Here is a 25,554-nt window from a genome sequence, read left to right as displayed (position 1 = left end):
CATCGATCGCCGGACGGGCTGAAACCCTCCCCGGCGTTCAAGGCGCGCGGGGGCACGTTCTCAGGGGCGCGGGGAACTGCGCGACCAGCCACAGCGGGCCCGCAGACAAAGTCAGACCAGCCTGCGCAGCATCTTCGCGTCGTACGGGGTCGCCTCCCCGAGGCGGTCCGTGAGGGCCTTGTTCGCCCACTCCGGGTCCGCGATCAGCGCGCGGCCCACCGCGACGACGTCGAACTCGTCCCGCTCCATGCGGTCGAGGAGCAGGTCGATGCCGACGGACGACGTGGTCTCCGTGGAGAACGTCTCCGCGGTCGTGAACTGCTTGTCGAGGCCGACCGAGCCGACGGACAGCGTGGCCTTGCCGGTGAGCTTCTTGATCCAGCCCGCGAGGTTCAGGTCGTCGCCCGCGAACTCGGGGAGCCAGTAGCGGCGCGTGGAGGCGTGGAAGGCGTCGACGCCCGCGGCCGCCAACGGGGCGACCAGGGAGTCCAGTTCGGCCGGGTCCGCGGCCAGCTTCTCGTCGTAGGCGTTCGCCTTCCACTGGGAGAGCCGGAGGATCACCGGGAACGAGGGCGAGACCGCCGCGCGCACCGCCTCGACGATCTCGGCCGCGAAACGGGTGCGGGAGGCGATGTCGCCGCCGTAGCCGTCGGTGCGGCGGTTGGTGCGGTTCCAGAGGAACTGGTCGATCAGGTAGCCGTGCGCGCCGTGCAGTTCGACGCCGTCGAGGCCGTTCCGTTCGGCGTCGGCCGCCGCGCGCGCGAAGGCGGCGACGACCTCGTCGATGTCGGCGGACGTCAGCGCGTGGCCCTTCGGTTCGCCGTTCAGGTTCAGGCCCGAGGGGCCGGCCGGGGGCGCGTCAGGGAAGGGCCCGTCGCCCTCGTTGCGGACCGCGCCGACGTGCCACAGCTGCGGCACGATCTTGCCGCCCGCCGCGTGCACGGCCTCCGCGACGCGCCGCCAGCCCGCGAGCGCGGCCTCCCCGTGGAAGCGCGGGACGCGGTGGCTGCTGCCCGCCGAGTCGTGGCCGACGTACGTGCCCTCGGTGACGATCAGGCCGACGCCGCCCGCGGCACGGCGCGCGTAGTACTCGGCCACGTCGGCGCCGGGCACGCCGTCCGGGGAGAACTCGCGGGTCATGGGGGCCATGGCGATGCGGTTGCGCAGGCTGAGGCCGTTGATGTCGAAGGGGCGGCCGAGGAGTCGGGCGGCACGCGAGGTGGTGGTTTCCGTGGCATCCATGCAGGCATCGTACGCCCATGACAGCAGTGTCAGCCTTTAGGTCATGTCCATCGATGGATGGCGGGCGCGAGGCTAGTACCGTGGACGGCATGAACTGGCCCGCGACCGAGCGCTTCAGTCTGACCCCCGCGCCCGGCGGCCTCGCCCTTGTCCAGGACCTCCTGAACACCGCGCCCGCCGACCGCCCCGACTCCGCCGACCTGCTCGCCGACGGAGCGCTCGACCGCGCCCAGGAGTGGGCCGACCCGGCCGTGCGCGGCTGGGCGGAGGCGACGGGCCGCGGTGATGTACGGCTGACCCTGTCGGCGGAGGACCTGCCCGCGCTGCGCTGCCTGCGCGACCAGGTGCGGCGCGCCCTCGCCGCGGGCGACTGCGGCGGAGAGGCCGTGCGGTTCACCTCCGCGCCGCTCGTCGTCGGGCTCGCGGGCGACGGCACCCTCACCCTGGAACCGGAGGGCGCGGGCGCGCGCTGGCTGGCGTCCGCGGTGCTCGCCGAGGGGCTCCTCGCCCAGGCGTCGGGCACCTGGCGCCGGCTGAAGATCTGCCGCAACACGGCCTGCTCCGCCGCGTTCTACGACCGCTCGCGCAACAACAGCGGCGTCTGGCACTCGGTCCGCGGCTGCGGGAACGCCGCCCATCTGCGGGCCTGCCGGGAGCGCCGCCGCGGGCACGCGGGTGCGGGGGAAGGCGTCGAGGAAAGAGGCGTGACCGTTTAGCTGCTGTCTGCCCAGGGTATGCCTTGCCGATTCGGGGAAAGTTGCAGAGGATTCCCGTGGGGACCGGGGCCCCCGTGCCGGTAACGGCAGGGGCGGACCGCTACCCGGAGTACGTATCGAGGAGACAGTGATGTCCCCCAAGACGCATGAGGCATCCCCCGAGGAGAGCGCGGCGTCCACCGAGGCAGGCGAGGCGGAGAGCCCGAACCTCGACTTCGCAGGCACCACCCCCTACGAGGACTACGTGCAGGCGGACGTCCTCACCCACCTCCAGCACCTGCGCTCGGACGATCCCGGCGAGATGGTCTTCCTGGTCACCACCCAGGTCATGGAGCTGTGGTTCACGGTGATCGTCCACGAGTGGGAGACCGCGGCGCACGCCCTGCGCCGCGACGACATCCCCACGGCGGTGGCCGCGCTCAAGCGCAGCCTGCGCGAGCTGGAGGCCCTCAACGCCTCCTGGCGCCCGCTCGCCCAGCTCACCCCCGCCCAGTTCAACTCGTACCGCGGCGCGCTCGGCGAGGGATCCGGCTTCCAGTCCGCGATGTACCGCCGCATGGAGTTCCTGCTCGGCGACAAGTCCGCGTCCATGCTCGTCCCGCACCGCGGCGCCCCCCGCGTCCACGCGGAGCTGGAGAAGGCCCTGCAGGAGCCGAGCCTCTACGACGAGGTGCTCGGTCTCCTCGCCCGGCGCGGGTACGCGATTCCGGCGTCCGTCCTGGAGCGCGACCTCTCCAAGCGGTACGAGCCGTCGCCGGAGGTCGAGGCCGTCTGGACCGAGCTCTACTCCGGTGACGAGAGCGCCGACCTGGCCCGGCTCGGCGAGACGCTCACGGACGTCGGCGAGCTCGTCTGGCGCTGGCGCAACGACCACCTCGTCGCCACCCGCCGCGCCATGGGCTCCAAGACGGGCACGGGCGGCTCGGCGGGCGTGGCCTGGCTGGAGAAGCGCGCCACGAAGAACGTGTTCCCCGAGCTGTGGACTGCGAGGAGCCATGTCTGACCTGCGGGCCGAGGCGGAAGCGCTGGACGGCAAGGACGAACTCGCCGCCAAGCGCGAGGAGTTCGTCCTCGACGAGACGGTGTACCTGGACGGCAACTCGCTGGGCGCCCTGCCGGCGAACGTGCCGGGCCGCCTCGCCGAGGTGATGACCCACGAGTGGGGCGAGCTCCGCATCCGCTCCTGGAGCGAGAGCGGCTGGTGGACCGCCCCGGAACGCATCGGCGACCGCATAGCCCCGCTCGTCGGCGCCGCCCCGGGCCAGATCGTCGTCGGCGACTCCACCAGCGTCAACGTGTTCAAGGCGCTGGTGGCCGCGGTCCGCATCGCAAGGGACCCCGGCAACCCCTCCGGGGGGCGCGACGAGATCGTCGTTGACGCCACGACGTTCCCCACGGACGGGTACATCGCGGAGTCGGCGGCCCGCCTCACCGGATGCCGTCTGATCCCGGTCGCCCCCGGCGACGTCCCCGGCGTCCTCGGCGACCGCACCGCCGCCGTCCTGCTCAACCACGCCGACTACCGCACCGGCCGCCTGCACGACCTGCCGGGCCTCACGGCGGCGGTCCACGCGGCGGGCGCCCCCGTCGTCTGGGACCTGTGCCACACGGCGGGCGCCCTCCCCGTCGGCCTGGACGAACACGGCGTGGACCTCGCGGTGGGCTGCACCTACAAGTACCTGAACGGCGGCCCGGGTTCGCCCGCGTACCTCTACGTACGCGAAGCCCTCCAGCCCCGCTTCGACTCCCCGCTGCCCGGCTGGAACTCGCACGCCGAACCCTTCGGCATGCGGGCCGAGTTCGAGGCCGCGGACGGCGCGCTGCGCGGCCGCGTCGGCACGCCGGACATCCTGTCGATGCTCGCCCTTGAGGCGTCCCTCGACGCCTGGGACGGCGTCTCCATCGACGCGGTCCGCGCCAAGTCCCTCGCGCTGACGGACTTCTTCCTGCGGTGCGTCGGGGCGTACGTGCCGACGGGCCGCGTCGAGTCCCTCACCCCGGCCGCGCACGCCGAGCGCGGCAGCCAGGTCGCACTGCGCTGCGAGGGCGCCGGTGACGTCATGAGGCGGCTCATCGAGCAGGGCGTGGTCGGGGACTTCCGTGCGCCGGACGTGCTGCGGTTCGGATTCACGCCGCTGTACGTCTCGTTCGGCGATGCCGAGCGGGCGGCGCGTATCCTCGCGCGCACGCTGGCCTGATAGCGTCCGGCGGATCTTGCCCCGCTCTTCCGCACGCCGGAAGAGCGGGGGCCCGAACGCCAGCCGCACTGCTGTGGAGAGGTTGCCGCATGCCGGACGACGCCGCCGTGGCCCGCGATGCCGCCGAGGCCGAAGCCGCCTTCTCGCATCCCGCCGTGGAGCCGGACGCCACCGTCGCGTACGGCGACCATCCCGACCAGGTCGTGGACCTCTACGCCCCCAGGGGCGAAACGCCCCGCCCCGCCCCCCTCGTCGTCCTCCTGCACGGCGGCGCCTGGCGCTCGCCCTACGACCGGCGGCACGTCACCCCCTTCGCGGACTTCCTGGCCCGCCGCGGCTTCGCGGTGGCCAACGTCGAGTACCGCAGGGGCAGCCCGATCCCCGCGCAGGGCGGCACGGCCCCGGTCGCCGGGCGCTGGCCGGAGACCTTCGACGACGTGGCCGCGGCGTTCGACGCGCTCCCCGCGCTCGTACGGGACGCGCTGCCGTCGGCCGATCCGCGCCGCACCGTCGTGACCGGGCACTCCGCGGGCGGCCACCTCGCGCTGTGGGTGGCCGCGCGCCATCTGCTGCCCGCCGACGCGCCCTGGCGCACCGGCCGGCCCGCACCGCTGCGCGGCGTCGTCGCCCTCGCGCCGATCGCGGACCTCCGCGCCGCCGAGGAGCTGGCGGTCTGCGGCGGCGCCTGCGCGCAACTCCTGGGCGGCGCGGCCCGCTTCGAGGAGCGGCTGCCGTACGCCGATCCGGCCGCGCTGCTCCCCTCCGGCATCGCCACGACCGTGGTGCAGGGCCGCGACGACATCGTCGTGCCGCAGGCCGTGTCCGAGGCGTACGCCGACGCGGCGGCCAAGGCGGGCGAGGTGGTGGGCCTCACCCTCCTGGAGGACGTGGGGCACTTCCCGCTGATCGACCCGGCGGCCGACGCGTGCGCGGTCGTCGCGGAGGAGATCGCGCAACTGGCCTTCTGAGGCCCCCGCGACCGGCGTTCGGACGACCAGGGGTTGATCACCCGTGGGGCCTGGGGATACCCGTCATACCTGAGAGCTACGTGCGGCTGTATACCCCAGCGTGATGTGAGCTACAGAGCCCGATCCATAACTTCCTTTCCGTGACGGCGAGTCGGAACACCGGCCCGCGAAGGAGCGGAAGGGCAGGACATGATGAGGTTCCGGGACGGGCGGCTGCGCCGCACCCTGTTGGCCTTCGGCGTCGCCGCCGCCGTGGTGGTCCCGGTGTCGGGCGCGGCCCGCCCGGAGATCCCGGCCCCCGCGCCCGCCTCCCTCGGCCGCGTCACGGCGGCGACGCTCCCCGGCGCGTACGCGGCGAACCGCGCCAACGCCGCGGAGGCGGCCGCGCGGGCCGAGGGGTACGGCGCCGGGGAACGGGCCGCGACCCTGCGCGCCATGGCCTCCCCGCACCGTGACTTCCTCGCCTTCGACGGCCGCGGCACCGGCCGCACCGCCGAGGTGTTCGGCGACCTGGCGGCCGCGGACCGCGTGGCCGTCCTCGTCCCGGGCTCGGACACGTCCCTCGACTCGTACAGCAGGCTGCGCTCCGGCGCCCTGGCGCTGCACGCGGAACTGGACCGGCACGCGAAGCCGGGCACGCGCACGGCCGTCGTGGCCTGGCTCGGGTACGAGACACCGGGCACCGTCAGCCCCGCCGTCCTCACCACGGGCCGCGCGGACGGCGCCGCGCCCGCCCTGCGCTCCTTCGTCGGCGAGCTCCACAGGATCAACGCCCACGCACGCGTGTCCCTGCTCTGCCACTCGTACGGCTCGGTGGTGTGCGCCGGCGCCGCGACGGGCCCGCGCGGCCTGGACGTCGCCGACATCGCGCTCTACGGCAGCCCGGGCACCGGCGTCGACGAGGCGGCCGACCTGCGCACACGGGCCCGGATCTGGGCGGGGCGCGGCTCCGGCGACTGGATCGCGGACGTGCCGCACACCAGCGTCGGCCTCTTCGGCACGACCGTCGGCTTCGGCACCGACCCGGTCTCCGACGGCTTCGGCGCCCGCGTCTTCGCGGCGGGCGACGGCGGCCACAGCGACTACCTGAAGCCGGGCTCGGTCCCGCTCGGCAACCTCGCACGCATCGTGCGCGGCGACGCAACGGAGGTCACTCATGCGTGAGCACCGCCTGTCCGCCCTCGTCCGGCGTGTGGACGCCGCCACACCCCCCGGCAGGGACCGCGCCGTCGACGCCCTGCGGGCCCTCGCCATCCTCGGCGTGGTGGGCGGCCACTGGCTGGTCACCGCCCTGGTCCCGGACGGCGGCACGCTGCACACGGCGAGCCCGCTGAGCGGCATGCCGTGGCTCGCCCCGATCTCCTGGGTCTTCCAGACGCTGGCCGTGTTCTTCCTGGTCGGCGGGTTCGTGGCCGCGAAGGGGTACGCGGCGGCGCGCGAGCGCGGCACCGGGTACCGCGCGTGGCTCGCCGCCCGGCTCGGCCGCCTCTTCAGGCCGGTCGTCGCCGTCCTCGCGCTGTGGACCGCCGTCACCGCGGGCCTGCTCCTCTCGGGCGCGGACCCTGCCACCGTCCACACACTGGTCAAGCTGGCGCTCTCACCCCTGTGGTTCCTGCTGGTCCACGCGGCGCTCACCGCCGCCACCCCGCTGGTGCGGCGGCTCAACCCGCTGTGGCCGCTGGCCGTCGTTCTCCACGTGGACCTGGTGCGGTTCGGCTTCGGCGGCCCCGCCTGGCTGGGCTGGGTGAACGTGGCGGCGGGCTGGCTCGTGCCGTACACGCTGGGCGCGGCCTGGTCGCGGGGCGAGCTGACGCGGAACGCGGGGCGGGTGCTGCTGGTGGGCGGCGCGACGGCCACCGCGGGGCTCGTCCTGTGGGCCGGCTATCCGGCCTCGATGGTCGGCGTGCCGGGCGCCACGGTGTCGAACCTGGACCCGCCGACCCTGGCGGCCGTCGCCTTCGGCCTCGCCCAGTGCGGCCTGGCGGTGCTGCTGCGGGAGCCCCTGGCGCGGTGGCTGCGCAGGCCCGCGGCCTGGGCGGCGGTGGCCCTCGTGAACCTCTCCGCGATGACGCTGTTCCTGTGGCACCAGACGGCACTGATGGCGGTCACCGCGCTCGGTCTGCTCGCCGGGACCCCGCTGCCCGGCCTGCACACGGCGCCGGACGGCTTGGGCTGGGTCCTGGCCCGCGTGGGCTGGCTGCCGGTGTTCGGGCTGGGGCTCGCGGTGTGCTGGTCGGCGTTCCGGACGCAGGAGAGGGGCGGCCGGGCCGCACCGGAACGGCGGGGTCAGGCCGTGGGAGCGAAAGCGGCACGGCGTGTCTAGGGTTGATCTCGTGGATGGGGCGGACCGCGGGCGCGGCGACGGGGAGCGGTTCGACGGCGCGTTGACGACCGGTCTGCGCGGCCTGGCCGGGGAGCTGTGGACCACGGCGCCGATGCCGCTGCCGCCGCTCGGGAAGCCGCGCATGCTCCGCTGGCTGCCGCACGTCGTGGTCGTGGCGATCGTCGTCGGCACGACGCTCGGCAACCTCGACCAGGTGTCGGCGCGCTACCGGCTCGGCTTCACGGTCGGCTCGTTCCTGTCGCTCGCCCAGGCCGTGGGTCTCCTGCTCGCGCTGGTGCGCCCGGTCCCCGCCTGGTGGCTGTCCCTCGGGGCTAACGCGGTCATCGCGGGCCTGGCGATGATGCCTCGTGACCAGGAACCCGAGCCGTGGCCGTGGTCCCCGCCCTCGCTCGTCGCGCACGCCACGGTGACGCTGCTCGTCGCGCTGCGGCTGCCGCCCCGGGCCGCCTGGGCGGCGTGTGCCCTCGGCGTGGGCGTCCCCTGGCTGCTGCAACAGACGATGGACCCGGGGGCGTACGACACGACGGTGCCGCTCTCGGTGGTCGTCTTCGGCGCCGTCACCCTCGTCGGCACCCTCCTGCGCGGCCGCCGCGAGGCCCGCACCCGGCTCGTCGAGCAGGAGACCATCACCGCCGAGGAACGGGCCCGCCGCACCCTTCTTGAGGAGCGCAGCCGCATCGCCCGCGAACTGCACGACGTGGTCGCCCACCACATGTCCGTCATCTCCATCCAGGCGCAGGTCGCCCCGCACCTGGTGAAGGACCCGCCCGACGAGCTCAGGGAGAACCTCGCCGGCATCCGGGAGAACGCCCTCGAAGCCCTCACCGAGCTGCGCCGCGTCCTCGGCGTCCTGCGCTCGGAGAACCCCGGGGACCCGGAGACCGCCCCGCAGTCCCCACTGCCCACCCTGGAGCGCCTGGACGTCCTCGTCGACAACGCCCGCGCGGCCGGTCTGACCGTGTGCCGCGAGAGCGCGGGGGAGCCGCGCCCGCTGCCGCCGGGCGTCGACCTGTCGGCGTACCGCATCGTGCAGGAGGCGCTCAGCAACGCGATCCGGCACGCGCCGGGCTCGACGGTGCGCATCGACCTCACGTACGCGCGGACCGGGCTGCACGTCCGGGTCACCGACTCCGGCGCGCGCACCGCCGCGCCGCCGTCGCCGGGCGCGGGCCACGGGCTGCTCGGCATGCGGGAGCGGACGGCGATGCTGGGCGGCGACCTCGCGACGGGCCCCACCCACGACGGCGGCTACGAGGTGTCGGCCTTCCTGCCGACCGCGCCCCCGACCACTCCGAACACCCCGACCACACCGACCGACGGAGAGACCACGCCATGACGATCAAGGTCCTGATCGCCGACGACCAGATCATGGTCAGGCAGGGCTTCTCCGTCCTGCTGAACGCGGAGCCGGACATCGAGGTGATCGGCCAGGCCGTCGACGGCGCGGACGCCGTCGCCCAGGTCGCCGGGCTCGCGCCGGACGTGGTGCTCATGGACATCCGCATGCCCGAGCTGAGCGGCATCGAGGCGACCCGCCGCATCACGGACGAGCTGCCCGACGTCAGGGTCCTGGTCCTGACCACCTTCGACCTCGACGAGTACGTGTACGACGCGCTGCGCGCCGGTGCCTCCGGCTTCCTGCTCAAGGACGCGTCGGCGGACCAGCTCGCCGAGGCGGTCCGTGTCGTGGCGGCCGGGGACGCGCTGCTCGCGCCCGGGATCACCCGGCGCCTCATCGCGGAGTTCTCCCGCATGGACGGCGGGACGCGCGGCCCGCTCAAGCCCCGGGTCGGCGAGCTGACCGGACGCGAGACGGAGGTCCTCGCCCTGATCGCGCAGGGCCTGTCGAACGCGGAGATCGCGGCGCGGCTCGTGGTCGCCGAGCAGACCGTGAAGACGCACGTCGGCCGCATCCTGGTGAAGCTGGGGCTGCGCGACCGCACGCAGGCGGCGGTGTACGCGTACGAGACGGGCGTGGTGCGCCCCTCGGGCCGGAACACCCCGTAGCACCCCCGAGTAGTACCTGCGACGGACCCCGCGGAACCCGTCTTGCTGTGGACGACCCGTTCGCCGCCTGCCCGTACCTTCGTAGACGTGACCGATACGACTGAGCAGCTCAAGGCCAGAGGCCGGAAGAGCCCCGAGTACCACCTCGTGCGGGAGGCCTTCGGCGGCCTGCGCGAGGCGCTGTTCCACGACGCCTTCGCCTACCGGCTGCTGCCGCCCAGAACGACGGAGGGCCGCCTGGCCCGCCTCCTCCCGCAGCGGATACGCCCCTACGCCGTGTGGACCCCGCACGCCCTGGTGGCCGCCGCGGCCCTGTTCACCCTGGTGCTCGCCTACAACGTGGGCCTCGGCACCGACGAGGTCGCGCACCTCCTCACCGGCTTCATCCCGTCGGCCGCCATCCTGATGACCCTGGTCAGGCCGGTCGGCGCGTTCTGGGTCTCACTCGTCACGACGCCGTTCACCGCGGTGCTCGGCAACACCTACGACGGCTGGCCGTGGACGCCCGCCGCGTTCTTCGCGCACATCGTCGTGATGGTCGTCGTCGCGGCCAGGACCGGCCCGCGCACCGCCCTGTGGATGTGGCTCGGAACCGCCGCGTACGGCCTGGTCACGGAGGTCTGGCTCGGGTCGCCCGGCGCGTCCGACGCCCCCATGATGCTGTTCTTCTCGGCGCTCGCGCTGCTGGTCACCACCGTGGTGCACGTGCGCCGCGAGGCGCAGCGCGAGGTCACCGTGCAGCGCACCGTCACCGCCATCGAACGCGACAAGCGCACCCTCCTGGAAGAGCGCACCAACATCGCCCGCGAGCTGCACGACGTGGTCGCCCACCACATGTCGGTGGTCGCCATCCAGGCCGAGGCCGCGCCCTACCGCGTGGAGAACCCGCCGCCCGAGCTGGAGCAGGCATTCGTCACGATCCGCGAGAACGCGGTGTCCGCGCTCACCGAACTGCGCCGCGTCCTCGGTGTCGTACGGGCCGAGGACTACGAGGCGCCGGACGCCCCGCAGCCCACGCTCGCCGACCTCGACCGGCTCCTGGACAACGTCCGCGACGCCGGCCTCACCGTCGACAAGGTGATCACCGGGGCGGTCCGCGAGCTGCCGCAGGGCGTGGAGCTCTCCGCGTACCGCATCGTGCAGGAGGCGCTCAGCAACAGCCTGCGCCACGCGCCGGGCGCCGCCGCGCGCGTCGAGGTCGGCTACGTACTCGGCGGCCTGGGCCTGCGCATCGTGAACGGTCCCGCGACCGGCCTGGTCAAGCCGTCCCCGGGCGCGGGCCACGGCATCACCGGCATGCGGGAGCGCGTGACGATGCTGAACGGCGAGATGACGGCGGAACCGGCCGCGGACGGCGGCTACGAGGTCACGGTCTTCCTGCCGGTGCCGCTCGCGGACCGCATGGACCCGGCGGGAGAGGACGCATGACGATCAAGGTGCTGATCGCCGACGACCAGATGATGGTGCGCGAGGGCTTCTCCGTCCTCCTGAACGCCATGCCCGACATCGAGGTCATCGGCGAGGCCGTCAACGGCCGCGAGGCGGTGGACCGCGTCCGCGAACTCGCCCCCGACGTCGTCCTGATGGACATCCGCATGCCCGAGCTGAACGGCATCGAGGCGACCCGCGAGATCATCGCGTCCGAGGGCCACTCGAAGGTGCTCGTCCTGACCACGTTCGACCTCGACGAGTACGTCTACCAGGCGCTCCGAGCGGGCGCGTCCGGGTTCCTCCTCAAGGACGCGTCGGCGCGCCAACTCGCGGACGGAGTGCGGGTGGTGGCGTCCGGCGAGGCGCTGCTCGCGCCGACCGTGACGCGCCGCCTGATCACGGAGTTCTCCAAGCTCGCGGAGACGCCGCGGCTCTCGGCGACGGTCCAGGCGCAGCAGTACGGGGAGCTCACCGAGCGCGAGACGGAGGTCCTCGTCCTCATCGCGCAGGGCCTGTCGAACGCGGAGATCGCCTCCCGGCTCGTCGTCGCCGAGTCGACCATCAAGACGCACGTCAGCCGGGTCCTGGTGAAGCTGGGGCTGCGGGACCGCACACAGGCGGCGGTGTTCGCGTACGAGGCGAGGCTGGTCACGCCGGGCTGAGCGGGGCTAGCGTCGCGCCATGGACGCAGCGTACGAAGCGGTCGAGGCCTTCGCCCCGTCGTCACCGGAGTTCGTGGCCGACCCCTACCCGGCGTACGCACGCCTGCGCGAGGCGGGCCGCGCCCACTACTGCCCGCCCACCGGCCAGTGGCTGATCCCGCACCACGCGGACGTCTCGGCCCTGCTGCGCGACCGGCGCCTCGGCCGCACCTACCTGCACCGCTTCACGCACGAGGAGTTCGGCCGCACGCCCCCGCCGCCCGAGCACGAGCCGTTCCACACCCTCAACGACAACGGCATGCTCGACCTGGAGGCGCCCACGCACACCCGCATCCGCCGCCTCGTCTCCAAGGCGTTCACGCCCCGCACGGTCGCGCGACTCCGTCCGTACGTCGAGCGGTTGGCGGACGACCTCGTGCGCGATCTGGTGGCGGACGGCGGCGGCGACCTCAAGGCCCGCGTCGCCGAGCCGCTGCCGGTGGCGGTCATCGCCCAGATGCTGGGCATCCCGGAGAGCGACCGGGGGCTGCTGCGCCCCTGGTCGGCGGCGATCTGCGGCATGTACGAGCTGAACCCGTCGAAGGAGACGGCGGCGCACGCGGTCCGCGCCTCCCTCGAATTCACGGCGTACCTGCGCGAGTTGATCTCCGCGCGCCGCGAGAAGCCGGCCGAGGACCTGATCTCGGGCCTGATCGCGGCGTACGAGGACGGCGAGTCGCTCACCGAGCAGGAAATGATCTCGACCTGCGTGCTCCTGCTCAACGCGGGCCACGAGGCGACGGTGAACGCCACGGTCAACGGCTGGCACGCGCTGTTCCGCGACCCCGCCCAGCTGGCCGCGCTCCGCGCCGACCCGGCAGGACTCGTCCCCACGGCGGTCGAGGAACTCATGCGGTACGACACCCCGCTCCAGCTCTTCGAGCGCTGGGTCCTCGACGACATCGAGATCGACGGCGTGACGATCCCGCGCGGCGCCGAGCTCGCCCTCCTCTTCGGCTCCGCCAACCACGACCCCGCGGTCTTCGCCGACCCTGCCGAGCTCGACCTCTCCCGCCGCGACAACCCGCACATCTCCTTCAGCGCGGGCATCCACTACTGCATCGGCGCGCCCCTGGCCCGCATCGAGCTGACGGCGTCCCTGCACGCGCTGCTCCGCCGGGCCCCCGCCCTGCGCCTGGCGGCGCCCCCGCCCCGCGCCCCGAACTTCGTGATCCGGGGCTTCGACGAACTCCTGGTGACGCTGTAGTCGTCCGTGCCCCGCCCCGTCCAGCAGGAGTAGGGACGCCCCCACCGGCCCCGCACCCACACACGGACCCGAGGCACCCCGCCAGCCCCTCACCGCGGCAACGTGAGCCCCCAGGCCCGAGCCCGCACCGTCCACGTCCGCGTGCGCACCGGGCCCGCCACCACCGAGTCCGCCCGGTACCGGAAGTCCGCTCCGGACACCGTCACCGTCCGCGCCCGGACCCGTACCGGCGACGCGTCCGCCCCGGCCGACGGGGCCGGGCGGACCTCCACGCGGGCCAGGCCGCCGCCCCCGGCGGTCACGCGGACGCCCTCGACCGGCTGGTCGAGGCCCACCAGCGTGACCCCGTCCGCCTCGATCCGGAGCCGAGCCGGTGGCGCGGGTCTGGGCGGGCGCGCGGGACGTGCCGCGAGCGTGCGGACGAACGACTGGCACGAGCGCAGCCACGCGTGTCCCTCCGTCGCGACACCCGCCCTCCCGGCGATCACCCGCGAGGAACCCCCCGCGCCCACGGGCGAGGAGACGCCGTCCCCGGCCACCGTCGGGCGGGACCCGTCCGCCCCCACCGGCGGAATCCGGAGATCGCCGAGCACGACCCCGTCGCTGTCGTCCACCAACAGGTCGAGCCTCCGTTCGGAGCCCTCCAGGACCGCCCGCGCCGCGGCCACCGCCCCCGCGGGCACCCCGAGCCCGCGCGTGAGGGCGAGCGTCTGCGCGGCCCCCACGGGGACGACGGAAAGCGCGCACCCGGCGAGGTCCCGCTCCCGGTGGAGGGCCGCCACCGCACGCAGCAACGCACGGTCGTCCCCGATCACCACGAGCCGCCGCGCACCCCGTCTGGCCAGCGCTTTCGTGAAGTCTTCGGGGCCGTCGGGCAGACAGACCCGGACCGCGGCGCCGGCGCCGAGCACATCCTTCGCGATCCGTACCGACTCACCGTCCGTGCGCCGGGCGACCGGGTCGATGACGACTAGGAGCTGGTCGCGAGCCGACAACGTGCGCCCTTTCTTTTAGCCGTTCTTTGAGACCTCGGGTAGCATCTTTGTGCAAGAGCCCCTTGCGCTATTGCGCCAGGGGCTTCGTCTATTCCGGGGCAGCATCCAAGGCACACCCATACGGCGGCTACGGCCCCAGACCTTGGACATGCCCCGCCCGGAAGGGGTGTACGCCTGTGCCCGCACTTGTGCTGCTCGGTGCTCAGTGGGGTGACGAAGGCAAGGGAAAGGCCACTGACCTGCTCGGTGGCTCCGTGGACTATGTAGTGCGCTACCAGGGCGGCAACAACGCCGGCCACACGGTCGTCGTGGGCGACCAGAAGTACGCGCTGCATCTCCTCCCTTCCGGGATTCTCTCCCCGGACTGCGTGCCCGTCATCGGCAACGGAGTCGTCGTCGACCCGTCGGTCCTGCTCTCCGAGCTGAGCGGTCTGAACGAGCGCGGCGTCGACACGTCGAAGCTGCTGATCAGCGGCAACGCGCACATCATCACGCCGTACAACGTCACGGTCGACAAGGTCGGTGAGCGCTTCCTCGGCAAGCGGAAGATCGGCACGACCGGGCGCGGCATCGGCCCGACGTACGCCGACAAGATCAACCGCACCGGCATCCGCGTCCAGGACCTCTACGACGAGTCGATCCTGACGCAGAAGGTCGAAGCGGCCCTGGAGCAGAAGAACCAGCTCCTGACCAAGGTCTTCAACCGCCGCGCGATCGAGTCGGAGCAGATCGTCGAGCAGCTCCTGGAGCACGGCGAGAACATCAAGCAGTACGTCGCCGACACGACGCTGATCCTGAACAACGCGCTCGACGACGACAAGGTCGTCCTGTTCGAGGGCGGCCAGGGCACGCTCCTGGACGTGGACCACGGCACGTACCCCTTCGTCACCTCCTCGAACCCGACCGCGGGCGGCGCCTGCACGGGCACGGGCGTGGGCCCGACGAAGATCACCCGGGTCATCGGCATCCTGAAGGCGTACACGACCCGCGTCGGCGCGGGCCCGTTCCCGACGGAGCTGTTCGACGCGGACGGCGAGGCGCTGCGCACCATCGGCGGCGAGCGCGGTGTCACCACCGGCCGTGACCGCCGCTGCGGCTGGTTCGACGCCCCGATCGCCCGCTACGCGACGCGCGTCAACGGCCTGACGGACTTCTTCCTCACGAAGCTCGACGTCCTCACCGGCTGGGAGCAGATCCCGGTCTGCGTGGCGTACGAGATCGACGGCAAGCGCGTCGAGGAGCTCCCGTACAACCAGACCGACTTCCACCACGCGAAGCCGATCTACGAGATGCTGCCGGGCTGGTCCGAGGACATCACCAAGGCGCAGACCTTCTCCGACCTGCCGAAGAACGCGCAGGGCTACGTGAAGGCGCTGGAGGAGATGTCCGGCGCGCCGATCTCCGCGATCGGCGTGGGCCCGGGCCGCACGGAGACGATCGAGATCAACTCGTTCGTCTAGGGCTCACCGCTCTGCGAGCTCCCTGAGAGGGGCGTCCCGGCACCGCCGCCGGGGCGCCCCTCTCCGCATACGCGCAGCCCCTCCGGCGTCGCGCACGGCAGGTGCCCGTGGGTGCGGATGACGTCGAGGCCGGTGCCGCGCGCGTAGGCGAGGAAGCCCGCGGCGAGGGAGTCGGCGGGCGGCAGGCCGTACGTGTAGGCGTACTCGATCTCGCGGTAGGGGTAGCCGCTCTTCTCCAGGTGTTCGGCCGAGGGCGCGTGGCCCTCCAGGTCGAGCCGGTGCAGGCCCTTGAGGCCGGACGCGGCGCGGAGCTCGCTGTAGCCGATGGCGCCGGGGATGCGGCCGACGGCGTCGAGGACCTGGTCGGTGGAGTCGAGTTCGCAGCGGGTGACGGGCACGGACCGGTCGTCCTTGCCGAGGCAGTCGTTGGACGACGCCTTGATCTCGAAGGAGCCGCCGAGCACGCGGCGCTGGAGCGTGTCGCGGGTCCCGGAGCTGGAGCCGCGGCTGACGAGGACGACGGGCAGATCGGGCCCGCCGAGCTCCTTCCAGTTGCGTACGTCGCCGCGATAGATCCGCCGCACCTGCGGCAGGGTCAGATCGCGCACCGGTACGCGGTCGTTGAGGACGAGCGCGAAGACGGAGACGGCCACGCGGGTCTCGGCGAGCCGGGGAAAGCCGTCGGACTTGGGCCCGTCGGAGAAGGCGAGCAGGGGCGGCGCCCCCTTGCCGCGCCTCTCTTTCGCGAACTTCCGCCCCGCCTCGTCGAGTTCCCGCACGCCCGCCGCGCTGCCGTGGGCGCCGACCGTGATGTCGGAACCGGGGCAGTCCTCCTCGTACTTCTCGGCGAGCTCCTCGACGACCGGCGCGAACGCCGTCGAACCGAGGACCGTCAGCTCACCGGCCGCGCACTCGATCGGCGGCGGCGGGTCGTCCTCGCGGAGCACGATGATCGAGGCGAGGGTGACGACGGACAGCGTGAGCAGGACGGTCAGGAGCTGCGCGGGCCGCGACAGCAGCGGCGGCTTGTCGTCGAGGGTGGTGGACCGGTTGGGCTGTACGTCACCGGCCTGGATGCCGCCGGACAGGGTGACCTCGCCGCCCACGGGCCCGCCGGTGAGCAGCACGAGCAGCTTGTAGTGCTGCCCCCTGTTGAGCGGGACGCGCGGGACGTGCAGGGTGCTGCCCTCGTACCGCAGCCCGGCCGCCGCCGTGAAGTGCTCCATCAGGTGGTCGTCGCCGGACGGCGCGGTGACGGCGAGGCCGCGGACGGTGCGTCCCGTGAAGACCGCGGTGAGTCCGTGGAGCGCGCGCCCGCTGTAGTCGGCGTCGGTCACGGCCTGCGAGCCGTCGTTCTCGACGCGCAGCAGGACGAGCGTGGCGTCGGACATCTCGGGGGTCTCGTCGAACAGACCGAGCCGGGCGTTGGCGCCGCCCGTCCGCACGTTGTCGCCTATGGCGGTGTCCAACTGGACGCGGTACCCGATCCGTTTGCGCCGCGGCACCCGCCGCTCGTACCAGAGGGCCCCCACGGTGGCGGCGAGTCCGAGGGCGGCCGTGAGCACGGCGATGGTGTTCTCGGCGCTCAACCAGTCCATGGGCGGTGAGGGTAGGCGGCGCGGTGCGGGCGGGTGCCCGCTTCGCGGACCCGTCGGCAGCTGTTGGCGGAGGGTTCAGTTCCCCTTTTCGTACGTCAACTCGCCGCTGCCGTCCGTGTTGGCACGCCGCAGCTTGCCGTTGCCGAGGACGGTGATGACGCTCGGGTCGCCGGGCGTGCAGGACGTCATGGGCTCGCCGACGGTGACCTCGGTGGGCCCGATGCGCAGCCGCTCGCCGGACGCGGAGACGAGCTTGCCCTGGAAGACGCAGTGATAGGTGCCGCCGCCGTCGGCGGGCCCGTCGGCCGTCACGGACAGCACGGTGTCACCGACCCCGCCCTGCTGGAGGGTGAGTTCACGGGTGCTGTGACCGTTGGCGGTGTCGAGGCCGCCGGACCAGGTGCCGAGGTACTTGTCCGGGACGGTGCCGTCGTCGGAATCGGACGGAGACGGTTCGGGGCCGCTGGACTCGGGGGAGGGCGTGGCGGACCCCGGAGTCTTTGGCGCGCTGCTGGCGCCGGTCCCGTTGGCGGAGTCGTCGCGCTGCTTGTCGTCGGCGCTGTCGCCGTTCATGACGGCGTAGACGGTGCCGCCCGCTCCGAGGGCCACTATCAGGGCGACGACGACGAGCGCGGCGGTGGACCGCCCGCTGCGCCGCGCGGGCTCGGGCGGCGGGACGGGCCCGTACGGGGGAGTGGGCCCGAACCCGGGCGGGGCGGCCTGGGGGTGCTGGTGTGGGTACTGCGGGTAGCCGTAGCCGGCGGGCTGATGGGGTGGCTGGTGCGGGTAGCCGTAGACGGGGGCGCCGGGCGGGGGAGCGGGCGTGGGAGTGGGCGCGGGCGCGGGCGGAGCCTGGCCACCGCCACCGCTGCCACTGCCGCTGCCGCCGGAAACCATGGTGGGCAGATGGTCGAGGGGAGCGGTCCCGGGCTTGCCGGGCGGAGGAGGCGTGGCGTCCCGCGCCGCACCGCTGCCCGCACCGGCCCCGACTTCCGCACCCTCGCCGGCCTCCTGCGCGGCGGCCTCCTCCGGATCCTCGGCATCCAGCAACTGGACGGCATGACGACCCAGTTGGGCGACGAGAGCCCCCGGCAGCCAGGGATCTAGGGTGTGCCCGTCCCCCAACGCATCGGCGGCCCCCGTACGCTCAAGGACTTCATCGAGGGAGGGCCGGTCCCCCGGCTCCTTGCGAAGGCAGGCGGCGATCAACTCCGTGAGCCCCTCGGGAAGCTCCTCCAGGTCGGGCTCCTCCTGCGCGATGCGGAACATCAGCGCGTGCACGCCACTGTTGGCGGTCCCGAAGGGCAGGGCGCCGGACGCGGCGTAGGCGAGCACGGACCCGAGACAGAAGACGTCACAGGCGGGAGTGATCCGATCCCCCCGCACCTGCTCGGGAGCCATGAACCCGGGCGACCCGACGAGCGCGCCGGTACGGGTCAGCCCCCCGTCGGTCACCGTCTCCAGGGCCCGCGCGATACCGAAGTCGATGACGCGCGGCCCGTCGATGGTGACGAGGACGTTGGACGGCTTGAGGTCGCGGTGGACCATGCCGGCGGCATGAATGTCCTTGAGGGCGTGGGCGAGCCCGGCACCGAGGATGTTGACGGACCGCTCGGGCAGCGGCCCGTGATCGTGCGAGACGACGGCCTGGAGCGAGGGCCCCGCCACGTACCCGGTGGCGAGCCAAGGGATGGCGGCCTCGGTGTCGGCATCCAGAACGGGCGCGGTCCACGCACCCCCCACCTGCCGCGCGGCCTGCACTTCCTGCCGGAACCGGTTCCGGAACTCGTCCTGCTCGGCAAGCTCTTCCCGGACCAGTTTCACGGCGACGGTGCGCCCGCGCTCGGACCGCGCGAGATACACCTGCCCCATCCCACCGGCCCCGAGCCGCGCCAACAGCCGATACGCGCCGATCCGCTGCGGATCCCCAGGCACGAGCTTCTCCATCGCCGCACCGACCTCCCCCACTGGTGTGCAACAGGGTGAGGAGTCTACTGACCGTTGACACGGCGGACAGGCAATAGGGCGCTGGTGGACGCCCTTTCACGAACCTTCCCCCGGCGAAGAGGCCGCCTCCGTGCGTTCGGCCCGGCCGAGAGCGACCCGCGTCGCCCGGTGCGCGCGCCGCAACCGCCCGCCCGCCTCGCAGTAGTTCTCCACTCGACAGGACCCGCAGTCTTCGTAGTGCGCCAACAGGGAGGCGTACACGTGCTGGGCCTGCCGCTCCTCGGCAGGCGTCGCGACCGGGCTCACTGCGGCCCCCGGCGTGACTCGCTGCGGGCGATGTGCACCAGAGTCGCGACGGACCGGACGGGGCACAGGCCGCCGACGATGCGGGGGCGCACCGCCCAGTACAGGCCGGTCGGCCCTCGGAGGTCGGACGCAGGAACGGAGAGATGGTGGCCGATGCCCAGCATCGGAGCCTCGCTGTACTCCCGCATCCACCGCTGAGTGGGTGAGCACTCGACGAGGGCGTGGTACCGGTGCTGAACGCGGTTGTGGATGACCGGCCCACCGAGCAGTTCGGCCAGCGTGGCCGCCACGGTGTTCAGGTCACCCGTGCCGACCGCCTCGTACACGAGGGAGGCGGGCAGACACACCGAGTTGAACCGCGTACCGAGCGGCAGCAGAGCGATCCCTTGCTCGGCCCACTCCAGCCGGGCCTTGCGTGGCTCGTCCTGTGCGCGTGCCAGCCAGTCGAACGCGGCGCTCACCAGCCCCGGGGAATCTACGGCTGCAACGCTCAGGGCTCGGCCCGTGAATCCGGCCATGGCGTCTCCTTGTGGATCGATCGTGCCCTGGAACCGTCCGCGCTGCCGCCAGGGCTTTTCGTCACGGGCCACGTTGGCCCCGCCCCGGCAGGCCCCGCGACGCCGGTTGCGACGTCATATCGGCGTTATGTGGGGCGTCATTTCGGTGTCATTACGCGGCGTTCGCGCGTACGCTCGCCACATGGCGACACCGAACGGAACCCTGCAAGCGGTCCGAAAGGGCCTGCTCATGTCCCAAGACGAGTTCGCCCGCGCCGTCCGTGACGCAGGACAGCAACTCGGTCAGCCCAACGAGGCGTCCAAGCGACTCGTGCAGCGCTGGGAATCCGGTGACACCGCGGCTCCCCGCCAGCTGTACGCGCGCGCCCTGGAACGGGTCACCGGAGTGCCCATCGAGGCGCTCGGCTTCGGTGTGCCGTCCGTGGCCGTGACGGAGGACGGCCGCGGCGGCCACGACCTGGACGACGCGACGTTCTCGGTGACGGCCGGACAATCCGCACCGGCACCGTCGGCCGCGCCCCGGGGCAACTTCACGGGAGTGTGGCTGTCGACGTACGAGTACGTGTCGAGCGGCCGCGATGACGCGGTGTTCATCGGGAAACACCACGTCGTGCTGCTCCAGCACGGCAACCGTCTGACGGGGCGGAGTCTGCCGAACGGGTCCCTGAACCCGGCCAGTCCTTTGACGCTGGACCTCCAGGTCGAGGGCGCGACCGTGACGGGCACGTGGGCCGAGCAGACGGCGTCCGACGGTTACTACCGTGGCGCGCGCTACTTCGGTGCACTCCAGCTGCTCGCCGAGCCCACCGGACGCCGCATGGTCGGCAAGTGGGTCGGGTTCGGCAAGGAGTTCGACGTGAACACGGGGCCGTGGGAACTGCGCCTCATGGACTCCGCGACATCGAAGGCGGCGCTTGCCCAGTACGACCGGGCCCCGGAGTAGCGGAGCGGGTGGGCGTGCCGACCAACCAAGTCGGCTGCGGCGGGGTGACCTCCTGGCGGAGGCTGCGGGACTGGATCATGGCCGGGATCTGGCCGCAGCCCGCAGGCAACCGTCCGCACATGGTCAGTCAGGCCTCGGAGGTGCCGGTACGCGCGTCCGCGTCGACGACGTCGTCCAGGACCGTGGCCAGCCGTTCCAGCACCCGTGCCGTCTCCGCGAACTCCGTCTCGCCGAGCGCGTCCGCCAGGCGGGCTGCCAGTCGTGCGTGGCCCGGGTCGATGTGGGCCACGGCTGCCCGGCCCTCGGCCGTCGGGCGGAGGAGTTTGGCGCGGCGGTGGGCCGGGTTCGGGGCGTATTCGGCGAGGCCCTCGCGGACCAGGAGGTCCGCGACGCGCTGCACGCTCTGGCGCGTGATGCCCATGGTGCGGGCGATGCCCGCGACCGGCAGCGGGTCGCGCAGCACCGCGCCGAGCACCTGCCACCAGGCCGCGGTGAGCCCTGCGGGCTTCGCCAGTTCCTCGGACACGGTGAGGAACTGGCCGTTGAGGCGGAAGACCGTCAGGGCGGTGCGGGTGAGCAGGTCCTGGGGGGTGTGAGGGGCAGGCATCCGTGCGTCCTCGTTCACGAGTTCAGCGTTTCGTAGGCCGCCGGGTCCGAGTCGTGGAAGAGGCGGTACCACGCGTCGAGCTTCTCGGCGTCGAGTACGTCGCCGAGGCGGGCGAAGATCTCGCGGGCGAACGCGACCGGCTCCGTCGGGCCCGCCGTGATCAGGTCGCCGTCGGTCACCGCGTCCTTCTCGGCGTATCTCTCGCCGCCCTTGTAGCCGGTGGCGGCCAGGTACATCGACGCACCGCTCGTGTGGGTGCGGTCGTCCAGGAGGCCCTCGCGGGCGAGGCCGGCCGTGGCTCCGCAGATCGCGCCCACGGGGACGCCCGCGTCCAGGAACGCGCGGGCCGTGTGGGCGAACGGGGCGAGGTCGTCGCTCGTGTCCCACAGGTCCGCGCCCGGCAGGATCAGCAGGGAGCTGTCCTCGGGGCGCAGTTCGGCGAGGGAGAGGTCGGGCTGTACGCGCAGGCCGCCGATGGAGACGACGGGTTCGGCCGACGGGGCGACCGTGCGGATCTCGTAGCCGAAGCGGGCGAGCCAGGCCGTGGCGTGGCCCGTCTCCCAGTCGGCGAACGTGTCGTAGAGGGCCAGGTGCACGGGCTTGCGGGACGTGAGGGACATACGAGCCTCCAGGGCGGCGAGTTACGTGCTGTGCCTGCTGCGTCTGCTGTGCGCTTCTGTGTCCGTCGCGTGCTTCTGTAAGCATGCTGTCGTAATGACAGCTTGCTGTCAATGGCCTTGGGCGGGGCTCGTTCGTTAACGCTTGCCGGGGGCGGCCTTAACCCGCCGCTCCCTAGCGTCTTCGTCATGGACAGCACACTGACCCTCTGCGCCCACCTGGGGCTCGACCTGGCCGCCGTCGCCCTGCTGACCTTCGGCGTGTTCTATCCGCGGCACCGCAGGCGCGAGCTCGTCCCCGCGTATCTCGCCCTGAACGTCGCGCTGTTCGCGATCGTCGCCGGGCTCGGGACGGTCGGCGGCGACGGCGGGCTCGCGCTCGGGTTCGGGCTCTTCGGCGTGCTCTCGATCGTGCGGCTGCGCTCCGACGCGCTGCAGCACCAGGAAGTCGCGTACTACTTCATCACCCTCGTGCTCGGCCTGCTCTGCGGGCTGCCCGCGCTCGGCCTGCCCGTGGCGGCGCTCCTCGCGGGTGTCCTGCTCGTCGTGATGTACGGCGCCGACCACCCCCGCCTCTTCGCGCGGGACCGGCGGACCGTCGTCACCCTCGACTCCGTCCACCGCGAGGAGGAGTCCCTGCGGGCCGAGCTCGCGCGGCGGCTCGGGGAGCCGCTCGGATGGACCGTCCAGGAAGTCGACTACGTACGTGACCTCATGGTCCTGGAAGTACGTTTCCGTCAGCCGGAACCTTCCGTGACCTCCCGGGAGTTGACGGTACGACGACGCACGACCCGGTCCCGCACGATCGCCCCCAGCCACCCGAAGGAGACCGTGTGAACCCCGCCGTACGCGCCATCGGCCGCGCCGCCACCGCCGCGCACCCCATCGCGCTGGACGAGGTCAACGCCAGGGCGGAGCTGCTCGCCCGCTTCGACAACAGCTATCTCGTACCGGTCGAGATCTTCGAGGATCTCGCCGCCCTGCTCACCGATCCACGCCGGTCCGGCGGCCCGTTCCGTGCGCTCAGCATCGGCGGCAAGCGCTGGTTCCGGTACCACTCGACGTACTACGACACTCCCGACCTCGGCACCTTCCACGACCACCGCCAGGGCCGACGGCTCCGCTACCGCATACGGGAGCGCGTCTACCGCGACAGCGGCGAGCGGCAGTTCGAGATCAAGCTGAAGAGCGGGCGCGGCGAGACCGTCAAGCACCGGCAGCGGCTGGAGGGCGACGACCACGCTCTCGACGCCGTGCGGCTCGGCTTCCTCGACGGCGTGCTGCGCGGGTCGTACGGCATCGAGGCACCGGACGGCCTCACCCCCTCGCTCGTCACCGACTACCAGCGGGCCACCTTCGTCGCCGACGGACAGCGCATCACCTGCGACGCCGGACTCGTCGTGCGGGACACGGCGACGGGACGCAGCGCCGCCGCCGACAGCGGGCTCGTGCTCGTGGAGACCAAGACGAAGGGCCACCTGACGGACGCCGACCGCGTGCTGCACCGGTACGGGGTGCGGGCGGCGGACTTCACCAAGTACTGCGGGGGGTACGCGGCGGTGCGGCCCGAGCTCGGCATCAACAAGTGGGCGCGGGCGGTGCGGACGGCGTTCCCGCGGGGTGCGCGCGCGGGGGTGTGAGGGGGAGGGGGAAGGTGAGCGTGACGCGGGCGCCGCCCTCCCGGGGTGTGGCCGTCGCGGTCTCGAAGGTGCCGCCCGCCTCCTCCGCCGTGCGGCGAGCGATGTCCAGCCCGAGGCCCGTGGAGCCCGCACCGCTCCTGCCGCGGTCGGGGGCGGCCCCCGGGTCGGGGAAGCCGGGCCCCTCGTCGGCGACGGTCAGCTCCGCCGCGCGCCCTTCGGACGTGCGGCGGACGGTGAGGGAGAACGCCGTGCCGTGCGGGGTGTGGTCCAGGACGTTGCCGATCAGGGCGTCGAGAGCGGCGGTGAGTTCGTCCGCGGGGACGGGGACGGGGACCTCGCCGTCGTCCGGCGTCGTGGTGTGCACGGTCCGGTTCTGGTCCTCCGCCAACGGAGCCCAGAAGGCCGTACGTTCCCGTGCCACCGCCGCCAGATCCGCGCGCGGCGCCTCGCGCAGGGGGCGCCGCGCCTTGCGGATCACGTCGTTGACGCTGCGCTCCAGGGCCAGGACGTCCGCCGCGATGCGGTGCGCCTCGTCCGGGTCGCGGAGGGTCTCCGCGTCCAGGCGCAGGGCGGCCACGGGGGTGCGGAGCCGGTGCGCGAGGTCGGCGGCGTTCTCGCGCTCGGCGGTGAGGAGCTCGTCGATGCGGGAGGCGAGACGGTTCAGCTCGCCCGCGATCAGGCGCAGTTCGGGCGGGCCCTCGGGCTCGGCGCGGGCGGTCAGGTCACCGGCGGCCAGCCGGTCCGCGGTGCGGGCGAGCCGGCGCGTCGCCCCGACCAGACGCGCGCCGAGCCGGTCGGCGAGGAGCAGGCCCACGAGCACGAGGCCGACGCCGATGCCGACCAGCACGAGCCAGGACGCCAGCGTGCCCGCGTACAACTGCCGTTCGCTGAGCGTCACCTGCACGACGGCCGTGCCGTCCTTGGCGCCCTGTACGGGGACCAGGACGAGGCGGCCGCCGGAGCTGGTCTCGTAGGTGAAGGCGCGGCCGGTGCGGGCGAGCCGTACCGGGTCCGTGACGGCGGACCCGTGTCCCAGCCGGGGGCCGATGACCTTGCCGTCGGCGAGGATGAGCGAAGTGCTGGGCAGGTCCTTGCCGTTGACGCTCTCGACCGTCTGCTCGGCCGTCTCCCGTTCGTCGGTGGTCGCCAGGGCCGGGCCGAGGGCGTGGGCGACCCACTGGGCGCGGGCGGTCGCCTCGGCCGTGGCGCGGTCGGCCGCGTGGCTCCGGGTGAGGAGCGTGAGGGGGACGAGGAGCGCGGTGAGGACGAGGGCGGTCGTGGCGGCGGTCAGGAGGAGAAGGCTGCGGCGCATCAGGCGGGGCCGCCCTGCTCGTTCTCGTTGGGGCCGTGTTCGCCGTGGGCCCGCTGGTCGGCTCCCTGCTCGCTGGGTTCCTCTTCGCTGTGGCCCTGCCCGTCGGGGGCCGCGAGTTTGACGCCGACCGTGCGGACGGTGTGCAGGTAGCGGGGGCGCTGGGCCGTCTCGCCGAGCTTTCGGCGGAGCCAGGACAGGTGGACGTCGACGGTCTTGTCGGCGCCGCCCAAGGGCTGTTGCCAGACCTCGGCGAGGAGTTCGCGGCGCGAGACGACCTGGCCGGGGCGGCGGGCCAGGTAGGCGAGGAGGTCGAACTCGCGGGGCGTCAGGTCGAGCGCGGCCTCGTCGAGGGTGACTTCGCGGGAGGCGGGGTCGATGGAGAGGCCGCCCACGCGCAACGGCTCCTCGGTCTCCGTCACGCCGAGCCGCCGCAGCACGGCCTTGATCCTGGCGTCGAGTTGGGCGGCGCCGAACGGCTTGACGATGTAGTCGTCCGCGCCGGCCTCCAGGACGGTGACCATCCCGGGCTCGTCGTCCCGCGCCGTCGCCACGATGACGGGGACGTCGCTGACGGCCCGCAGCATGCGCAGCACCTGCGCCCCGTCGACGTCGGGCAGCCCCAGATCGAGCACGACCAGGTCGGGCCCGCTGGTCACGGCCGCGTCCAGCCCCGCCATGCCGCTCGGCGCGGTGGCCACGGCGTGCCCCTTGTCGCGCAGGGCCCGTACGAGCGCGCCGCGGAGCTGGGGGTCGTCCTCGACGACGAGAAGATGCGCCATACAACCACCGTAGTCCGA

The 25,554-nt window shown here is 73.1% G+C and carries 24 protein-coding genes; 15 read left to right on the top strand and 9 right to left on the bottom strand.

All coding sequences use genetic code 11. From position 1 onward, the window contains the following. Positions 1-111: 111 nt before the first annotated feature. The gene (locus DEJ48_RS18530; RefSeq protein ID WP_150217266.1) at positions 112-1,242 is read right to left on the bottom strand and encodes an NADH:flavin oxidoreductase; all 1,131 of its coding nucleotides are present in this window, start codon (positions 1,240-1,242) and stop codon (positions 112-114) included. Positions 1,243-1,331: 89 nt separating this feature from the next. Here DEJ48_RS18530 and DEJ48_RS18525 point away from each other — a divergent pair, with 89 nt between their 5' ends. From DEJ48_RS18525 to DEJ48_RS18475, 11 genes are all read left to right on the top strand, one after another. Further along, complete coding sequence (locus DEJ48_RS18525; protein WP_150217265.1) at positions 1,332-1,958, top strand: CGNR zinc finger domain-containing protein; 627 nt, start codon at positions 1,332-1,334, stop codon at positions 1,956-1,958. Between the two features lie 130 nt (positions 1,959-2,088). Beyond that, positions 2,089-2,961, top strand: a complete 873-nt coding sequence (locus tag DEJ48_RS18520; protein ID WP_150217264.1) for a tryptophan 2,3-dioxygenase family protein — start codon at positions 2,089-2,091, stop codon at positions 2,959-2,961. Continuing rightward, positions 2,954-4,156, top strand: coding sequence for a kynureninase (gene kynU, locus DEJ48_RS18515; RefSeq protein WP_150217263.1), 1,203 nt, complete (start codon positions 2,954-2,956; stop codon positions 4,154-4,156). Before DEJ48_RS18520 ends, kynU begins: the two co-directional genes overlap by 8 nt. Before the next feature lie 89 nt (positions 4,157-4,245). Continuing rightward, complete coding sequence (locus tag DEJ48_RS18510) at positions 4,246-5,124, top strand: alpha/beta hydrolase family protein (RefSeq protein WP_150217262.1); 879 nt, start codon at positions 4,246-4,248, stop codon at positions 5,122-5,124. Between the two features lie 189 nt (positions 5,125-5,313). Next, positions 5,314-6,288: an alpha/beta hydrolase gene (locus DEJ48_RS18505; RefSeq protein ID WP_150217261.1), complete on the top strand. Its 975-nt coding sequence runs from the start codon at positions 5,314-5,316 to the stop codon at positions 6,286-6,288. Next, on the top strand, positions 6,281-7,447 hold the full coding sequence (locus tag DEJ48_RS18500; protein ID WP_150217260.1) for an acyltransferase family protein: 1,167 nt from the start codon (positions 6,281-6,283) through the stop codon (positions 7,445-7,447). The genes DEJ48_RS18505 and DEJ48_RS18500 overlap by 8 nt, the downstream gene beginning before the upstream one ends. 10 nt (positions 7,448-7,457) lie before the next feature. Next, the gene (locus tag DEJ48_RS18495) at positions 7,458-8,804 is read left to right on the top strand and encodes a sensor histidine kinase (protein ID WP_223832095.1); all 1,347 of its coding nucleotides are present in this window, start codon (positions 7,458-7,460) and stop codon (positions 8,802-8,804) included. After that, positions 8,801-9,475 carry a response regulator gene (locus DEJ48_RS18490; protein WP_150217259.1) on the top strand — a complete coding sequence of 225 codons (675 nt, stop codon included), beginning with the start codon at positions 8,801-8,803 and terminating at the stop codon, positions 9,473-9,475. The genes DEJ48_RS18495 and DEJ48_RS18490 overlap by 4 nt, the downstream gene beginning before the upstream one ends. 87 nt (positions 9,476-9,562) lie before the next feature. Next, positions 9,563-10,903: a sensor histidine kinase gene (locus DEJ48_RS18485; RefSeq protein WP_190537471.1), complete on the top strand. Its 1,341-nt coding sequence runs from the start codon at positions 9,563-9,565 to the stop codon at positions 10,901-10,903. Next, a complete protein-coding gene (locus DEJ48_RS18480) occupies positions 10,900-11,568 on the top strand; it encodes a response regulator (RefSeq protein ID WP_150217258.1) in 669 nt (222 codons plus the stop codon). The genes DEJ48_RS18485 and DEJ48_RS18480 overlap by 4 nt, the downstream gene beginning before the upstream one ends. 19 nt (positions 11,569-11,587) lie before the next feature. Further along, positions 11,588-12,814: a cytochrome P450 gene (locus DEJ48_RS18475; RefSeq protein WP_150217257.1), complete on the top strand. Its 1,227-nt coding sequence runs from the start codon at positions 11,588-11,590 to the stop codon at positions 12,812-12,814. An 89-nt stretch (positions 12,815-12,903) separates the two neighbouring features. On the opposite strand, the gene DEJ48_RS18470 is transcribed toward DEJ48_RS18475, so the two are convergent. Beyond that, positions 12,904-13,809: a diacylglycerol kinase family protein gene (locus DEJ48_RS18470; protein ID WP_150217256.1), complete on the bottom strand. Its 906-nt coding sequence runs from the start codon at positions 13,807-13,809 to the stop codon at positions 12,904-12,906. A gap of 176 nt (positions 13,810-13,985) precedes the next feature. On the opposite strand from DEJ48_RS18470, the gene DEJ48_RS18465 reads away from it, so the two are divergent. Beyond that, entirely contained in the window at positions 13,986-15,269 is a 1,284-nt protein-coding gene (locus tag DEJ48_RS18465; protein ID WP_150217255.1) for an adenylosuccinate synthase, read from the top strand. Here DEJ48_RS18465 and DEJ48_RS18460 read toward each other — a convergent pair. From DEJ48_RS18460 to DEJ48_RS18450, 3 genes are all read right to left on the bottom strand, one after another. Next, positions 15,266-16,867, bottom strand: a complete 1,602-nt coding sequence (locus tag DEJ48_RS18460; protein WP_150217254.1) for a substrate-binding domain-containing protein — start codon at positions 16,865-16,867, stop codon at positions 15,266-15,268. The genes DEJ48_RS18465 and DEJ48_RS18460 overlap by 4 nt on opposite strands. Before the next feature lie 75 nt (positions 16,868-16,942). Continuing rightward, positions 16,943-18,814 (bottom strand): serine/threonine-protein kinase, encoded by a 1,872-nt coding sequence (locus DEJ48_RS18455; protein WP_150217253.1) that lies wholly within the window; start codon positions 18,812-18,814, stop codon positions 16,943-16,945. A 302-nt stretch (positions 18,815-19,116) separates the two neighbouring features. Further along, the gene (locus DEJ48_RS18450) at positions 19,117-19,638 is read right to left on the bottom strand and encodes a hypothetical protein (protein ID WP_150217252.1); all 522 of its coding nucleotides are present in this window, start codon (positions 19,636-19,638) and stop codon (positions 19,117-19,119) included. Between the two features lie 181 nt (positions 19,639-19,819). On the opposite strand from DEJ48_RS18450, the gene DEJ48_RS18445 reads away from it, so the two are divergent. Then, the gene (locus DEJ48_RS18445) at positions 19,820-20,581 is read left to right on the top strand and encodes a helix-turn-helix transcriptional regulator (RefSeq protein ID WP_150217251.1); all 762 of its coding nucleotides are present in this window, start codon (positions 19,820-19,822) and stop codon (positions 20,579-20,581) included. Between the two features lie 127 nt (positions 20,582-20,708). Here DEJ48_RS18445 and DEJ48_RS18440 read toward each other — a convergent pair whose 3' ends face one another. Both DEJ48_RS18440 and DEJ48_RS18435 read right to left on the bottom strand, forming a co-directional pair. Then, a complete protein-coding gene (locus DEJ48_RS18440; protein ID WP_150217250.1) occupies positions 20,709-21,188 on the bottom strand; it encodes a MarR family winged helix-turn-helix transcriptional regulator in 480 nt (159 codons plus the stop codon). Between the two features lie 14 nt (positions 21,189-21,202). Continuing rightward, a complete protein-coding gene (locus DEJ48_RS18435; protein ID WP_150217249.1) occupies positions 21,203-21,808 on the bottom strand; it encodes a type 1 glutamine amidotransferase family protein in 606 nt (201 codons plus the stop codon). Between the two features lie 186 nt (positions 21,809-21,994). Here DEJ48_RS18435 and DEJ48_RS18430 point away from each other — a divergent pair, with 186 nt between their 5' ends. Continuing rightward, positions 21,995-22,642 (top strand): DUF4956 domain-containing protein, encoded by a 648-nt coding sequence (locus DEJ48_RS18430; RefSeq protein WP_150170232.1) that lies wholly within the window; start codon positions 21,995-21,997, stop codon positions 22,640-22,642. Further along, on the top strand, positions 22,639-23,445 hold the full coding sequence (locus DEJ48_RS18425) for a VTC domain-containing protein (protein WP_150217248.1): 807 nt from the start codon (positions 22,639-22,641) through the stop codon (positions 23,443-23,445). Before DEJ48_RS18430 ends, DEJ48_RS18425 begins: the two co-directional genes overlap by 4 nt. Here the strand turns inward: DEJ48_RS18425 and DEJ48_RS18420 are convergent. Next, on the bottom strand, positions 23,384-24,757 hold the full coding sequence (locus DEJ48_RS18420; RefSeq protein ID WP_150217247.1) for a sensor histidine kinase: 1,374 nt from the start codon (positions 24,755-24,757) through the stop codon (positions 23,384-23,386). The genes DEJ48_RS18425 and DEJ48_RS18420 overlap by 62 nt on opposite strands. After that, positions 24,757-25,536 (bottom strand): response regulator transcription factor, encoded by a 780-nt coding sequence (locus tag DEJ48_RS18415; RefSeq protein ID WP_150217246.1) that lies wholly within the window; start codon positions 25,534-25,536, stop codon positions 24,757-24,759. The genes DEJ48_RS18420 and DEJ48_RS18415 overlap by 1 nt, the downstream gene beginning before the upstream one ends. Positions 25,537-25,554 lie beyond the last annotated feature (18 nt).

Source organism: Streptomyces venezuelae (genome assembly GCF_008642315.1).
GTDB lineage: Bacteria > Actinomycetota > Actinomycetes > Streptomycetales > Streptomycetaceae > Streptomyces > Streptomyces venezuelae_D.
This window is presented reverse-complemented; position numbering and strand designations above follow the sequence as displayed.